Annotated in this window: 12 protein-coding genes; 1 reads left to right on the top strand and 11 read right to left on the bottom strand. The window is 65.0% G+C overall.

What is annotated here, in order from left to right; all coding sequences use genetic code 11:
- Positions 1 to 53: 53 nt before the first annotated feature.
- From ABVN20_RS04055 to ABVN20_RS04010, 10 genes are all read right to left on the bottom strand, one after another.
- Positions 54 to 836, bottom strand: a complete 783-nt coding sequence (locus ABVN20_RS04055; protein ID WP_368554210.1) for a transporter substrate-binding domain-containing protein — start codon at positions 834 to 836, stop codon at positions 54 to 56.
- Between the two features lie 27 nt (positions 837 to 863).
- On the bottom strand, positions 864 to 2,870 hold the full coding sequence (locus tag ABVN20_RS04050; protein WP_368554209.1) for an aminotransferase class I/II-fold pyridoxal phosphate-dependent enzyme: 2,007 nt from the start codon (positions 2,868 to 2,870) through the stop codon (positions 864 to 866).
- 278 nt (positions 2,871 to 3,148) lie between these two features.
- Positions 3,149 to 4,783 carry a 5-guanidino-2-oxopentanoate decarboxylase gene (locus ABVN20_RS04045; RefSeq protein WP_368554208.1) on the bottom strand — a complete coding sequence of 545 codons (1,635 nt, stop codon included), beginning with the start codon at positions 4,781 to 4,783 and terminating at the stop codon, positions 3,149 to 3,151.
- A 187-nt stretch (positions 4,784 to 4,970) separates the two neighbouring features.
- Positions 4,971 to 5,660 (bottom strand): winged helix-turn-helix domain-containing protein, encoded by a 690-nt coding sequence (locus ABVN20_RS04040; protein ID WP_368554207.1) that lies wholly within the window; start codon positions 5,658 to 5,660, stop codon positions 4,971 to 4,973.
- 84 nt (positions 5,661 to 5,744) lie between these two features.
- Positions 5,745 to 6,380 (bottom strand): TetR family transcriptional regulator C-terminal domain-containing protein, encoded by a 636-nt coding sequence (locus tag ABVN20_RS04035; protein ID WP_368554206.1) that lies wholly within the window; start codon positions 6,378 to 6,380, stop codon positions 5,745 to 5,747.
- A 48-nt stretch (positions 6,381 to 6,428) separates the two neighbouring features.
- The gene (locus tag ABVN20_RS04030) at positions 6,429 to 7,130 is read right to left on the bottom strand and encodes an NAD(P)H-dependent oxidoreductase (RefSeq protein WP_368554205.1); all 702 of its coding nucleotides are present in this window, start codon (positions 7,128 to 7,130) and stop codon (positions 6,429 to 6,431) included.
- Positions 7,131 to 7,161: 31 nt separating this feature from the next.
- Positions 7,162 to 9,249, bottom strand: a complete 2,088-nt coding sequence (locus ABVN20_RS04025) for an acetate--CoA ligase family protein (protein ID WP_368554204.1) — start codon at positions 9,247 to 9,249, stop codon at positions 7,162 to 7,164.
- 17 nt (positions 9,250 to 9,266) lie between these two features.
- Complete coding sequence (locus tag ABVN20_RS04020) at positions 9,267 to 10,427, bottom strand: acyl-CoA dehydrogenase family protein (RefSeq protein WP_368554203.1); 1,161 nt, start codon at positions 10,425 to 10,427, stop codon at positions 9,267 to 9,269.
- A gap of 18 nt (positions 10,428 to 10,445) precedes the next feature.
- Positions 10,446 to 11,237 (bottom strand): enoyl-CoA hydratase/isomerase family protein, encoded by a 792-nt coding sequence (locus ABVN20_RS04015; protein WP_368554202.1) that lies wholly within the window; start codon positions 11,235 to 11,237, stop codon positions 10,446 to 10,448.
- 296 nt (positions 11,238 to 11,533) lie between these two features.
- Positions 11,534 to 11,734, bottom strand: coding sequence for a YbdD/YjiX family protein (locus ABVN20_RS04010; protein WP_368554201.1), 201 nt, complete (start codon positions 11,732 to 11,734; stop codon positions 11,534 to 11,536).
- 204 nt (positions 11,735 to 11,938) lie between these two features.
- Between ABVN20_RS04010 and ABVN20_RS04005 the strand changes: the two genes are divergently transcribed.
- The gene (locus ABVN20_RS04005) at positions 11,939 to 12,925 is read left to right on the top strand and encodes a DMT family transporter (protein WP_368554200.1); all 987 of its coding nucleotides are present in this window, start codon (positions 11,939 to 11,941) and stop codon (positions 12,923 to 12,925) included.
- On the opposite strand, the gene ABVN20_RS04000 is transcribed toward ABVN20_RS04005, so the two are convergent.
- The gene (locus tag ABVN20_RS04000; RefSeq protein WP_368554199.1) at positions 12,873 to 14,126 is read right to left on the bottom strand and encodes a dihydrolipoyllysine-residue acetyltransferase; all 1,254 of its coding nucleotides are present in this window, start codon (positions 14,124 to 14,126) and stop codon (positions 12,873 to 12,875) included. The two genes, ABVN20_RS04005 and ABVN20_RS04000, sit on opposite strands and share 53 nt — an antisense overlap.
- Positions 14,127 to 14,157 lie beyond the last annotated feature (31 nt).

The raw sequence follows: 14,157 nt of genomic DNA, 5'->3' as shown, positions 1-14,157 counted from the left end.
CGCCCTATCGCGAGCAGGCTCGCTCCCACATTCGTACGGTCACAGGGACTCGATCAGAACGCCGGTTTCACGCTGGTCCCGAAGTAATGCTCGGACAGGTCGTCATAGTCCTTGCTGGCCAGCAGCGAGGTGATTGCCTTGTCGAGCTTGGCCTTGAGCTCGGCGTCGTCCTTGCGCAGCCCGGCGCCCACGCCCTTGCCGAAGATCGGGTCGTACGGGACGGCGCCGAGGTAGGCCAGGTCCTTGGCGTCCGGCGTCTTGACGAAGGCGGCCATGGCGGTGCCGTCGGCCATCATCAGGTCGAGGCGCCCGGCGATGAGGTCGGCGTTGACCGAATCCTGGGTGTCGTAATACTTAACGTCGGCGATTTTTTCGTAGTAGGTCTTCAGGTAGCTGGCGCTGACCGTCGAGTTCTGCACGCCGATGGTCTTGCCCTTGAGGTCATCGGGGTACTTCTTCACCGAGACGTTTTTCGGCCCGACCACGGCGACCACCGAGTCGTAGTAGGCCTTGCTGAAGGCGATCTGTTTTTCCCGTTCTTCGGTCACCGACATGGAGGAGAAAATCACGTCGATCTTCTTCGCCAGCAACGAAGGAATGATGCCGTCCCACGCCACTTCCTTGATCTCGCACTCGGCTTTCATCTCGCTGCACAGCTTGTGGATCAGGTCCACTTCGAAGCCCTTCCACTCACCATTGGCCTGCTTTTCGGTGTACGGCGGATAGGGTTCGGCGGCCACCGCGAACCTGATCGGCTGGGCCTGCGCCGCACTCATCCCGGCCAGCATTACGCAGGCCACGCCGGTCAACCAGTTTGCCAAACGTCGATTTCCCATGATGTTTTCCCGTCTTTTTATGATGCGTTAGCGAGTCTGGTGAGCGTTGACGAACTGCCGGCAACGTTCACTGCGTGGGTGTACGAACACTTCATCCGGCGAACCGGTTTCCTCGATCAGCCCCTGGTGCAGGTAGGCGATCTTGGTCGACACATCGCGGGCGAAGGCCATTTCATGGGTCACCAGGATCATGGTCCGGCCTTCCTCCGCGAGGGAGCGGATCACCCGCAGCACTTCGCCGACCAGTTCCGGGTCGAGTGCCGAGGTGGGTTCATCGAACAGCATGACCTTGGGCCGCATGGCCAGGGCCCGGGCGATGGCCACCCGTTGCTGCTGCCCCCCGGACAGGAACGCCGGGTACTCGTTGCGCTTGGCCGCCAGCCCTACGCGTTCGAGCAAGGCTTCGGCCCGTTCGGTGGCCTCGGCGCGGCTTTCGCGCAGGACCTGGGTCGGCGCCTCGATGAGGTTCTCCAGCACCGTGCGATGGGGCCAGAGGTTGAAGTTCTGGAACACCATGCCCAGGCTGGAACGGATGCGCACCAATTGCTTGGTGTCGGACACCAGCGGCGCGCCAGGACGGGTGTGGTTGAGCTGGATGCTTTCGCCGTCCACCAGGATGCGCCCCTGGTCCGGCACTTCGAGCATGTTGATGCAGCGCAGCAAGGTACTCTTGCCCGAGCCGCTGGCGCCGATCAGCGAGATCACATCGCCCTCGCGCGCGGTCAGCGAAACGCCCTTGAGCACCTCGATGTTGCCAAAGCGTTTGTGCAGTTGATCGACCTCGATCATGGTCCTGGCCACCACCGGCTCGACGGCCGCAGCAGTTGCGCTGACAGCGCCAAGTGCAGGTCGCGGCGCTTCGCCGTGCAGGACCCGGACGAAATCGCGAATGCGCCGGCACGCCTCGCTCAGGCGTTCTTCACCGAGGGTGAACGACAGCCGCACGAAACCTTGCGCCGGCTCGCCGAACGCCGCCGCGTCCAGCACCGAGACGCCGGCCTCGCGCAGCAGGCGCCAGGCGAATTCCAGCGAGGTCAGGCCGGTGGCGCGCACGTCGATCAGCACGAACATCCCGGCATCGGGGGTGAGCACCGAAATGCCCGGACAGTCGGCCAGCCCCGCCACCACCAGGTCACGGCGATGACGGTAGATGTCCCGCATGCCGTGGGTCACTTCGTCATGGGCCTGCACCGCCGTCAGCGCCGCTTCCATGACGAACCCCGGCAAGCCGTAGAGCATGCTCAGCACCAGGGTTTCGGCATGGGCGACCAGCGCCGGGTCGGCGACGATCCAACCGGTGCGCCAACCAGTCATGGCGTGGGATTTCGACAGGCTGCCGATCACCACGCAGCGCTCGGCCATGCCCGGCAACGCCGCCAGGCTCACGTGCTCGCGCTCGAACGCCAGGCTTTCGTAGACCTCGTCCACCACCACCCACAGGTCATGGGCGATGGCGAGGTCGGCGATGCCCTGCAGTTCTTCGCGGCTGAGCACTACACCGGTGGGGTTGTTCGGGTTGGAAAAGAAAATCGCCCGGGTGCGCGGAGTGATGGCCTTGGCCAGCACGGCGGCATCCAGGCGAAAACCGGCATCGGCCGCACACGGCACCCGCACCAGGGTGGCGCCGGAGGCCTTGAGGGTCGCTTCGTAGGTCACGTACATCGGGTCGAGGGCAATCACCTCGTCGCCGGCGTTGAGCAGGCACATCGAGGTGGCGAACAAGGCGTTCTGCGCACCGGCGACGATGATCACGTTGGAGGCTTGCAGCTCGCGATCGAACAGTTTGCCGTAGCGCGTGGCGATGGCTTCGCGCAGGGCCTGGCGGCCAGCGATTTCGGTGTAGTGGGTATCGCCTTCGCGCAGGGCGTGGATGGCGGCGTCGGTGATGAAGTCGGGCGTGGGGAAATCCGGATCGCCCACGCTGAGGATGATCACATCCTCACCCCGGCGCCTGGCTTCGAACGCCGCGTTGTGAATGTCCCAGGCGGCTACGCCGTCGCCTGCTATCCGTTCAACAAAGGGTGAAAACCGCATGCCAGTGCCTCGTTCGAAGTGAAGAAACGCAAGCCCGCAACCAACCGGGGGATGGTGGAGCCAACATAGTCGAGGTTGAACAGTCGTTCAACAGAAAAGACAAAACTGTTCGTGTTCAGGGTAAACAGGTCGTTTTCACGACAGTGGCACATCCCCCACCAGACTGTGGGAGCGAGCCTGCTCGCGATGGCTGCGTGTCATTCAACATTTGCATCGACTGTCACACCGCTATCGCGAGCAGGCTCGCTCCCACAGGAGGTGGGCCATGGCACAGGTCGTCAGCCCATCGCGCAAGCGTGCTTGAGTTCGATCAGCGTCACCCCGGCGTGCTCAAAGCCCTGGCGCAAATCGCGCTCCAGTTCCGCCAGGTTCTGCGGCTGGCGTACCGTGCAGCCGAAGGCCGTGGCCAGCAGCGCGAAGTCCGGGTTGCGCGGCAGCACGCCCACCGGTTCGATGTCCAGGTTTTGCATGTCGTCGCGGATCTGCCCCAGCGCGTCGTTGTTCCACAGCAGCACCACCAACGGGCTGTCGAGTTCTTCGACGGCTGTGGCCAGTTCCTGCACGGTGTAGAGAAACCCGCCGTCCCCCACCAGCACCAGGCCGGGGCGTTGCGGGGCGCCGAACTTGGCGCCGATGCCCGCCGGCAAGCCATAACCCAAAGTGCCGTAGCCGGTGGGATGCAGCCAGCTGCGGATGCCCTGGCTGTCGAACGCGTAGTTGCCGGTGTAGGCCAGTTGGGTCATGTCGCTGCTGATGAAACCATCGGCGGGCAGCGCGGCGGCGATGCGGTCGAGGATGCGCTGATGCAGGGCCTGCAACTCACCGTGGCCGGCTCGCACCGCTGCTTTCAACTGGGCCACGGCACGTGCGGCGTCCACCGCTTCGCGCGCGGCGTCGGGCAGCCGCTCGAGCAACGCGCCCAGGGTTTGCCGAGCATCGCCGTGCAGGGCCACGGCGCAGGGGTAGAGGTCGTTGAACTTGCGCGAGTCGATATCGACGCGAATGACCTCGCCTTCCAGCGGCAGGCGCTCGCGCCAGTAATCGGTGTCGGCCATTTCCGTGCCGACCGCCAGCACCACATCCGCCTGGGCGATCAATTCCCAACCCGCTTGCACGCACAGGCTGGCGCCGGCATTCAACGGCGCATCCGGCGCGAGCAGGCCTTTGCCGGCAACGCTGGTGAACAGCGGCGCGGCAAGGCGTTCGCTCAGGGCCTGCAACTCAGCGCCCGCCGCCAAGGCGCCACCGCCGGCGATGATCATCGGCCGCCGGGCGTCTTGCAGGCGTCGGGCGGCTTCGTTCAATGCCTGGGCATCCGGCAGACCACGTCCGGGACGGCGCACCACCTCGCCACTCCAGTCGCGGCTGATCGTCCCGGACAACACGTCCAGCGGCACGGAAATATGCACCGGCCGTGGCCGTTCGCTGTCGAACACGGCAAAGGCGCGGGCGATCAATTGCGGCAGGTCGTCAGTGCTCAGGGCCACGGCGGAAAACGCGGTGATGGGCGCGGTGATTGCGCGCTGGTCCTGGGTTTCGTGCAGGCAACCCCAGCCTTTGCCGAGGCTGGCGGTGTGGTTGACGCTGGAAATCACCAGCATCGGGATCGAGTCGGCGTAGGCCTGGCCAATGGCGGTCGCGGCGTTGGTGACACCGGGGCCGGTGATGACGAAGCACACCCCCGGCTTGCCACTGACCCGGGCATAACCGTCGGCCATGAAGCCGGCGCCCTGCTCGTGGCGGGTCAGCACATGGCGGATGCCGCTGCCGGGCAGGCCGCGATACAGCTCCAGGGTGTGCACGCCGGGAATGCCGAACACGGTATCGACCCCATAATTGGCCAGCAGACGCACCAGCGCCTGGCCACCCGTGAGGGTCGTGGAGGTGGGTTGCCGGGTCGATTGTGCGTTCATGCCAGCCCTCGTCTTGTTGTTGTTTGAGCCATCGGACGCTGTCGATATTAAACACTCGTTCAACAGCGAGGCAATACCTTCGCGAAACGCCAAAACACGCTGGAAAAGCTGGCTAATTATTTGTTTCTGAAGGGATTACTCGGCTTTACAAAAAAAGCCGAGCGGGAGTTGTTACATCTTCGAACATTCAGGCCGCCAACGAAGCGGCCGCGGTGAACAGGTAGCCTGCCCCATGGATGGTGATGATCAACTCGGGGTCGGCGGGGTTGTCCTGCAACTTGCGCCGCAGGCGCCCCACCAGCACGTCGATGGAGCGGTCATTGGGCAGCCATTCACGGTTGCGCAACTGATCCATCAACTGGTCGCGACTCAAGGTCAGCCCGACGTTGCGCATGAACACGTTGAGCAACTGGAACTCGCCATGGCTGAGCGGGGTTTCCCGACCGTCGCCAGCCTTGAGGCGCCGGCGACCGGTGTCGAGAGTCCAGCCGGCGAAGCGTTTGAGATGGGTATCCATTGGCACGGGCGGGTTGACCCGACGCAACAGGTTGCGCGCACGGGCGAGCAGTTCCCGGGGCTGCACGGGTTGCACCAGGTATTCGTCGGCGCCGCACTCCAGCGCCGCCAGCCGGTCGGTGTCGTCGCCAATCAGCATGATCCCGACCGACGAACCCTCGCGCCATTGCCGGGTCACGGCCAGGGCATCCGGCCAGCGGGCATCGAGCAGCACCAGGGCGACGGGCAAGCCGGCGAGGCAGGCGTCGGCCTGGGCGAGCGAGCCGGCGCCGTGGATCTCGAACCCGTGCGGCTCGAGAATGCTGCGCAGCGGTTGGTGGACCTGCGCATCGTCGCTCACAATCAGCACACACCCCGTCATGGCCTGGCTCCTGTTCGTCTTGTCATTATTCGAAGCGATGGCTGCACTCTAGCGCTTGCTGAACAGGTGATCAACAAGCCGCTTTCACCCCACGACGAAGCGTCGATACCCGCCCATTTGCAGGCCATCGACCCAGGCTTCGCAGATCTGCACGCCCTGGGCCGGCGTGAAGGTTTCGGGGTTGAGCCCGGCCTCCAGCCACAGGCCATCGAGCAAGGCGCTCAGACCAATCGAGGCCAAGCCACTGTCGAAGGCTTCCCAGCCCTCCTCCTGCGCCAGCAGGCGCAAGGCTTCGCCCATGATCGTGCGGTACTCGCCATAGGAGTGATCGTGGGCGCGGTTGATCGCATCGGCGGTTTTCACCGCGCCCCAGAACGCCAGCCACGCTTCGAGCAACTGCGGGTCGAGCATGCGCGGGGAAAACGACGCTTCGAAGAACGCCGAAAACTGTTGCCGCGCGCCCTCGCCCGCATTCGCCACCGCCTCGCGCAGCAGGCTCATCACCTGCCCGGTGATGTGCAGATAGGCGTCCGCCACCAGCTCGTCCTTGCCGGCATAGTGATGACTGATCAGCCCCACCGACACCCCGGCCTCGGCGCAGATCTTGCGGATCGAGGTGCCGACGAACCCGTACTTTTTCAGGCAGGTCAACGTCGCCGCCACCAGGTTGGCCTTGCGCGATTCCGGGTCCATGCGCAGAAAGTGCGCTTGCTCCGCCATAGTGTTCCAGCCCTTCAGACAATCGAAGGCTGACGGTACAGCATTGCGTCAGCGGATGGGATACAGCGCCTCGTCGAACTGCGCAAGACGTGGGAAAACCAGCGACGAATCCTGTTCCAGATGTGTCAGGCGCTGGCGATAGTCCGCCAGGAACTGCTCGCGCGCCTCGTGGCTGATGTACGGCACGTGCCAGGCCACGAACGGCGGCAGCACGTCCAGGCCGACATACGCCAGCGTGCCGCGCAGCAACGGGCGCAGCATGTCTTCCAGCGGGCCGTGGATCGCGCCTTCACCGAACATGTGCTCGCGCCCGCCGAGGGTGACGGTGACCAGCGCTTTCTTGCCGGTCAGGCCGCCCTGATCGTAGAAACGCTTGCCGCCGTAACAGACGCCGGACACCAGCACCCGGTCGACCCAGCCCTTGAGAATCGCCGGCATGGAGAACCAGTAGATCGGGAAGTTGAGGATCAGCAGGTCAGCCCACAGCAGCTTGTCCAGCTCCTGCTGGATGTCCGGCGCGATACTTTTGCCCTTGACCCCCAGGCGTTGTTCGAGGGCGTACACCAGGTAGTCGGGGTTATCGCGCTGGGAAAAATCCTTGGCGCTGGCCACCGGGTTCCAGTTCATCGCGTACAGATCGGAAACCTGCACCTCGTGCCCCTGGGCCTGCAAGGTCTGCACCGCCTCATCGCGCAAAGCGCTGGTGAAGGATTGCGGTTCGGGATGGGCGTGGAGTATCAGTACATTCATGGGCTCAACCTTGAAATTTCATCGTGAGTGCTCAGGCCAGGCGGATCAGCGCGTCCACCGCCAACGCGCCGTCGGCATTGACCAGCAAAGGGTTCACATCCAGCTCCAGCAGGCGCTCGGCGTTCTCGCAGGCGTAGTCCGCCACTGCACGAATCGCCTGCACCAGCGCCGGCATGTCCACCGCCGGGCCGCCGCGAAAGCCGGTGAGCAACGGCGCACAGCGCAGCCCCAACAGCGCATCGTGGATGGCCTGGTCGGTGGTCGGCAGCAACAGGCTGCGGCTGTCCTTGAGCAGCTCGACCAGGATCCCGCCGGCGCCGATCACCAGCGCCAGGCCGAAGCCGGTTTCGCGCTTGATGCCGACGATCAACTCGGCCAGCGGCGGTGCGGCCATGCGTTCGAGCAAGACCTGATCGAAGGCCACCGTCGGCGCATGCTGGGCAAGCTGGTTGCGCATGCGTTCGAGCGCGGCGCTCAGGGCCTGCTCGTCCTTGAGATTGAGGGCAACGCCGCCGGCCTCGGTTTTGTGCGGCAGCTCGGCGCTGACCACCTTGAGCACCAGCGGGTAACCGAGGCTGCCCGCCTGCTCCAGGGCCTGGTCCGGATGGCACAGGCGCGCGTCTGGCAACGGCAGGCCGAACGGGCGCAAGGCCTGTTTCGATTGCCACTCATCCAGCAGTTGCCCCTGCCCCGCCACCGCTTGCGGGCAGAGCAACGCCAGTGCCGATTGCCCGCCACCGAGCAAGGCTTCTCGACGCGCGCGGTAATGGGCGATGCACGCCCAGGCCGCCAGGCCATCCTCGACACCTTGCAGCGCCGCCACGCCCCTGGCGTGCAGACGCTCACGGGCGCTGGCCGGCAGCAGCTCGGGGAAAGCCGAGGTGACAAAGCCAACCTTGCCGTGGCGTTCCAGCCCCTGGCAAAACAGCTCCAGCAGCAAATCACATTCCTTACGCTCGCCAGTGAATTCAGCGGGATAGTCGAGCACCAGCAGCGCCGCGTCAGCCGGGGTTTGCAGGGCCGTATCGAGCATCTGTTGCAGGGCGTCGCGCTCGCCCCAGATCGCCGTGGTGAAGTCCAGCGGATTGACCAGGTTGGCGTAGCTGGGCAGCACCTGCGCCAGCGCGAGCCGTTGCTCGGCGGCGAGCTTGGGCAAGCCCAGGTGATTGCGTTCGGCGTAGTCGGCGATCAGCCCGGCATCGCCACCGGAACACGCCAACGCGATAAGGCTCGGCCCCGCCGGCAGGTTGCCGCAGGCAGCGGCCTTGAGGGTCTCGACAAAACTCACCGGGCCACTGACACGAATCACCCCCAGGCGCTCGAACAGGCTGTCGTACAGCGCATCGGAACCGGCCAGCGAACTGGTGTGGCTGAGCGCCAACTCGGCGCCGATCTGCGACACCCCGGTTTTCAGCGCGATCACCGGGATGCCTTGCTCCAGGGCCTTGTGCGCCACGCGGGCAAAGCCCGGCACGTTCTTCAGCCCTTCCAAGTGCAGACCGATGGCGGTGACCCGAGGCTCGTCGAGCAAGGCGTCCATCAGCTCGGCCACGCCCAGTTGTGCCTGGTTGCCCACCGACGCCATGTAGGCCAGCGGCAGCGAGCGGTCGCTCATCGACAGGTTGTAGGCGAAGTTGCCGCTCTGGGTCAGGATCGCCACGCCCTTCTCTACCGTCTTGCCGCCATGGGCCACCGGCCACAACGCCACGTTGTGCAGGTAGTCGAGCAGGCCGTAGCAGTTGGGGCCGAGCAGCGCCATGTCGCCGGCCGCCTGTAGCAGCTCTTGTTGCAGCGCCGCCCCTTGCTCGCCGATTTCGGCAAAACCGGAGGCGTAGCAGATCGCGCCGCCAGCGCCTTTGGCGGCCAGCTCGCCGATGCAGGCCAGCGTCAGTTCACGGTTGGTGGCGATGAACACGCCGTCCGGCGCGCAAGGCAGGTCGGCGATGGACGCCACGCACGGCACGCCTTCGAGGGTCGTGTGTTGCGGGTTGACCAGCCACATCGGGCCGGTGAAACCGCCGTCGGCGCAGCGCTTCAGCGCCCGCGCCATGCTGCGCCCGCCGACGAAGGCCAGGTGCCGGGGGTTGAGCAGACGCTTGAGGTTGTCTCTGATCGACATGGGCTTCTCCTTGGCAATCAGCGCAGCAGTGGCCGCAGCAGCTCGCGGGAAATGATGTGCCGCTGGATCTCCGAGGTGCCCTCCCAGATCCGCTCGATCCGTGCGTTGCGCCAGATGCGCTCCACCGGGCCCTCATCCATCAGGCCCATGCCGCCGAAAATCTGCACCGCCTCATCCGCCACCCGGCCCAGCACTTCGCTGGCGAACAGCTTGGCCATGCCGGCGTCGCCGTCGGTCATGCTGCCCTGGTCCATTTTCCAGGCTGCGTTCAGCGCCAGCAGTTCGGCGGCGCGAATTTCCGTGGCCATGTCCGCCAGCTTGAAAGAGATGCCCTGGTAGGTGCCGATGGCGTGGCCGAACTGCTTGCGGTCGGCGGCCCATTGCAGCGACACGTCCAGCGCCCGCTGCGCCTGGCCGACGCAGTTGGCCGCGACCATCACCCGCCCGGCCGTCAGCCAGGCGTTGGCCACGTCCCAGCCCTTGCCGACTTCGCCCAGTACCTTGGACGCGGGCACGCGGCAGTCGTCGAAGAAGATTTCGCTGGTGTGGTAACCACGGTTGCTCACGCATTTGGGGCCACGGCGAATGGTCATGCCGGGGCTGTCGCAATCGACCAGGAACGAGGTCACGGCGTTGCGCTGTCGGCCGTTGTGTTCATAGGTGTCGGTGACCGCGAACACGATGGCGAAATCGGCATGCCCGGCATGGCTGATGAAATGCTTGCTGCCGTTGATCACGAAGTCATCGCCGTCGCGTACGGCACGGGTCTTGATCGCGTTGGCGTCGGAACCGGCGCCCGGTTCGGTCAGCGCAAAGCAGTCGATCTTCTCCCCGCGCACGCAGGGCAGCAGGTAATCCTCGATCTGCGCGCCCTTGCAGGCCATGAGGATCTTCGACGGACGCGCGACGAACACATGCAGCGCCCACGACACCTTGGACAGTTCCCGTTCGATCAGCGCCTGGGACAGGTAATCCAGGCCACCGCCGCCCACTTCCTCGGGCATGTTGAACGCATAGAAACCGGCGGCCAGGGCCTTGGCGCGGATTTGCGCGGCCAACTCCGGCGGCACGGCGTCGGCGCGATCGACCGCCTCTTCATGGGGCAGCAGTTCCTTTTCGACGAAGCTGCGCACGGACTCGACCAGCATGTCCTGCTCTTGGGTCAGTTGAAAATTCATGGGGCACCTGCGGTTCGATTACTGGCCGATGAAATGAGGCGTACGTTTTTCCACGGCAGCCTTGAGGGCTTCGGCGCCGTCCTGGCTGCGCCCGCAAAGCAGGCCAGCGGCCTGTTCGGCGTGCAGTTGTTCGGCAAGGCTGCGCTGGGCGCCGCCCTCGATCAGCACCTTGGTCTGGGCGAAGGCGAAGGTCGGGCCGCTGGCCAGGCGCGTGGCCAAAGTTGTGGTGTGGGCGAGCAGTTCTTCGTCGGCACACACCTCGCCCACCAGGCCGGTGGCCAGCGCACGGTCGGCGCTCCACAGTTCATCGAGAAACAGCAGGCGCTTGCTTTGCTCCACGCCGATCAAGCGCGGCAGGTGCCAACTGGCGCCTGCGTCCGGCGAGTAGGCCATGCCGGTGTAACCGGCCTTGAAACGTGCCGACCGGGCAGCGACGCGCAGGTCGCAGCACAGGCTCAAATCCATCCCGGCACCCACGGCGATGCCGTTGATCGCAGCAATCGTCGGTTTGCTGAAACCGTGCAGGCGGTTCATCAACTGGTGTGCGGTTTCGGTCCAGCCGTAGGTTTCGAGGATGCCGCGACGCTCGGCATCGGCCCACTCGGCCACATCGGCACCGGCGCAAAAACCCTTGCCGTTGCCGGTCAATACCAGCACCCGCACGGCGGGGTCGGCGTCATGGGCATCGAGCGCCGCGATCAGGGCCTTGAGGGTGGGAATGTCCAGCGCATTGCGTTGCTCGGTGCGGTTGAGGGTGATCCAGGCAATGCCGTTTTCAACGCGGTTGAGCAGTGATGGTTGCGAAGTCATGAAAGGCCCTCGTCGTTGTTGTATTTGGACTTGAGGTACAAACTGAGGCTGATACTAAACAAGTGTTCAGTTTCTCGGCAAGAGGGGTTCGTTAGCCTGTTACATCTTCGAACAAACACCCTTTTCCCTGTGGGAGCGAGCCTGCTCGCGATAGCGGTGTGTCAGTTAACAGAGATGGGGTCGGCACACCGCCATCGCGAGCAGGCTCGCTCCCACAAGGGAGGGGTGAACTTCCCAAATCCGCCAGACACAAAAAAGCCCCGGCTCTCACAAGCCAGGGCTTTTCGCCTGAAGCTTCAGCAGCAGCGCGTCGTGCAACTGCGCTTGCCGTAACGCGCCTCCTGGCGCTCTCGGAAGAACGCCGACTGGCTCATCACCGGTTCCCCCGGATGATTACGCGCCATCAGGGCGACGTAGTTGTCGTAGTCCGGAACGCCCACCATCAGGCGCGCGCCCTGACTGAAGAAACGGGCGACATGCTGCAGTTTGCGGAACATGGCAGAACTCTCTTGTGGGAAGGTGACGCCGCCATGAAAGCGCATTCATGTATCTGCAATGTGTCCGCCCGAAAAAAACATCGGCGCGCAAAGTCGTACGATCTCTATCGCACTTGAAGCCTTGTCCCGTCGCAGCATATGCGGTAAAAACCCGTAAGTCGTACGACAACATAATAATAATCTGCCGTCGCCAGAGACCCTGCCATGACCCTCCAGAGCACTCCGTCCCCCTTCCCCCGCCACCTCGCCGTGTTGATCCTTTTGTGCATGGGCTGTGCGTTTGCCGGCAACCATGTCGCCGCCCGCGTCGCCTTCGATGACGGCGCCGGGGTGTTGCTGGCGATCCTGATGCGCTCGGGCGGGACGTTGCTGGTGCTGGCGACGCTGGTGCTGTGGCAACGCCAGAGCCTGCGTCTGCCGGCGGGTGCCTGGCGCTGGCAAGTGCTGCTGGGCCTGCTGATCGCCACCCAGAGCCTGTGCCTGTACTCCGCCGTCGCCCGGGTGCCGGTGGCCCTGGCGTTGCTGGTGGGCAACGTGTTCCCGATCCTGCTGGCCCTGCTCACCTGGGCCCTGGGTGGCCCGCGCCCGACCGCACGCACCGCCATGCTGATGGGCCTGATCCTGCTTGGCCTGGTGTTCGTGCTGGACGTGCCCGGGCGCCTGGCCGCCAACAGCGAGGTCGGCCCCGAATGGTTGCTCGGCATCGCCCTGGCCTTCTGTGCCGCCAGCGTGTTCGCCTGTGCGTTGTGGATCACCGACCACAAGCTGTCGTCGGTGCGCGGTTCGGTGCGCAGCCTGCTGACCATTTTCATCGTGTTCAGCAGCGTTAACCTCGCCGGCGTCACCGGCGCCCTCCCCGGCGGCCTGAACCTGCCGGCCAGCGCCACGGGCTGGTGGGCGCTGGCCACGCTGGTGGTGCTTTACGGCACCGGCTTCATCGGCCTGTTCATGTGCGTGCCGCGCCTGGACATGCCGCGCAACGCCCCGGTGATGAACATCGAACCGCTGGCCACCCTGCTGATGGGCTGGGTGGTGCTGGATCAGATGCTCAGCGCCGGCCAGGTGATCGGCGGCGCCATCGTCGTCACCGGCATCGTCCTGCTGACCTGGCGCAAGGCCAATCCCGCGTCCGCCGCCGTCACAGCAGCAGGCGCCGGTAATCAGCCAGCGCACTGCCCAGAAAGGCGTTGAAGCGCCCGGCTGCGGCACCGTCGATGACCCGATGGTCCCAGCTCAGGCTCAGCGGCAGCAGGTGGCGCGTGACCACCTGCCCGTCCTCCAGCGCCAGCCGTTCGCGGCTCTTGCCGACGCCGAGGATGGCCACTTCGGGGGCGTTGATGATCGGCGTGAAATACGTCCCGCCGATGCCGCCCAGGGACGAAATGGAAAAGCAGCCGCCGCTCATATCGGCGGCACTCAACTTGCCCGCACGGGCCTTTTGCGCCAGCACCGCCATCTCCCCGGCAATCGCCAGCACGCCCTTGCGGTCGACATCGCGGATCACCGGCACCACCAGCCCCTGGGGCGTATCGGCGGCAAAACCGATGTGGCAGTAGCCCTTCAACACCAGTTCTTCGCCCACCAGGCTGGCATTGAACTCCGGGAATGCCTTCAAGGCCGCCGCGCAGGCCTTCATCAACAGCGCCAGCAGGGTCAGCTTGACCCCTTGGCCGGCCTGTTCCTGGTTGACCTGCTGGCGAAACTGCTCCAGTAGGGTGATATCGGCATCGTCATGATTGGTCACGTGGGGAATCATCACCCAGTTGCGATGCAGGTTGGCGCCGCTGAGTTTCCTGATTCGCGACAGCGGCTGGGTCTGCACCGGGCCGTACTGGGCGAAGTCCACCAGCGGCCAGGGCAGCAGGCCGCCCAGCGGCTGGGCGCGGGTTTCAGACACCTGGGTGTTCAGGCTGCCTTTGACATGTGCCAGCACATCCTGGCGGGTGATGCGCCGGCGCAACCCGGAGCCCTCGATGCCCTTGAGCGACACCCCCAGCTCGCGGGCGAACTTGCGCACCGAAGGCGAGGCCAGCGGCAAGTCCGTGGGCGCTGCCTTCACCTCGATGAGCGGCGCTGACGGCTCAGCGGGTGCCGGTTGCACCACCGGCGCCACGGCGGCCGAAGGCTCCGGCGCCGCAACCTGCGACGCCGCGCTGCATTCGATCAGGGCAATGGGCGAACCCTGGCTGACCTTGTCATCCAGACTGACCGTCAGCGAATGCAGCACCCCGCCCTGCGGCGAGGGAATCTCCATGGACGCCTTGTCCGTCTCGACAATGATCAGCGCCTGGCCTTCGAGCACCGCATCGCCGGCCTTGACCAGGATTTCAATGACCCCGACATCCCTGGCATCGCCAATGTCGGGCACTCGTACTTCATGCACGTTGTTCATGACTGCTTCCTGAAAATTCGATTCAAGCCCG

Origin of the sequence: Pseudomonas sp. MYb118 (genome assembly GCF_040947875.1) — a bacterium.
Taxonomy (GTDB): Bacteria; Pseudomonadota; Gammaproteobacteria; order Pseudomonadales; family Pseudomonadaceae; genus Aquipseudomonas.
This window is presented reverse-complemented; position numbering and strand designations above follow the sequence as displayed.

Excerpts from the sequence above, each read along its gene's own strand:
- ABVN20_RS04055 (WP_368554210.1), bottom strand. The coding sequence starts at position 836 with ATGGGAAATCGACGTTTGGCAAACTGGTTGACCGGCGTGGCCTGCGTA.
- ABVN20_RS04050 (WP_368554209.1), bottom strand. The coding sequence starts at position 2,870 with ATGCGGTTTTCACCCTTTGTTGAACGGATAGCAGGCGACGGCGTAGCC.
- ABVN20_RS04045 (WP_368554208.1), bottom strand. The coding sequence starts at position 4,783 with ATGAACGCACAATCGACCCGGCAACCCACCTCCACGACCCTCACGGGT.
- ABVN20_RS04040 (WP_368554207.1), bottom strand. The coding sequence starts at position 5,660 with ATGACGGGGTGTGTGCTGATTGTGAGCGACGATGCGCAGGTCCACCAA.
- ABVN20_RS04035 (WP_368554206.1), bottom strand. The coding sequence starts at position 6,380 with ATGGCGGAGCAAGCGCACTTTCTGCGCATGGACCCGGAATCGCGCAAG.
- ABVN20_RS04030 (WP_368554205.1), bottom strand. The coding sequence starts at position 7,130 with ATGAATGTACTGATACTCCACGCCCATCCCGAACCGCAATCCTTCACC.
- ABVN20_RS04025 (WP_368554204.1), bottom strand. The coding sequence starts at position 9,249 with ATGTCGATCAGAGACAACCTCAAGCGTCTGCTCAACCCCCGGCACCTG.
- ABVN20_RS04020 (WP_368554203.1), bottom strand. The coding sequence starts at position 10,427 with ATGAATTTTCAACTGACCCAAGAGCAGGACATGCTGGTCGAGTCCGTG.
- ABVN20_RS04015 (WP_368554202.1), bottom strand. The coding sequence starts at position 11,237 with ATGACTTCGCAACCATCACTGCTCAACCGCGTTGAAAACGGCATTGCC.
- ABVN20_RS04010 (WP_368554201.1), bottom strand. The coding sequence starts at position 11,734 with ATGTTCCGCAAACTGCAGCATGTCGCCCGTTTCTTCAGTCAGGGCGCG.
- ABVN20_RS04005 (WP_368554200.1), top strand. The coding sequence starts at position 11,939 with ATGACCCTCCAGAGCACTCCGTCCCCCTTCCCCCGCCACCTCGCCGTG.
- ABVN20_RS04000 (WP_368554199.1), bottom strand. The coding sequence starts at position 14,126 with ATGAACAACGTGCATGAAGTACGAGTGCCCGACATTGGCGATGCCAGG.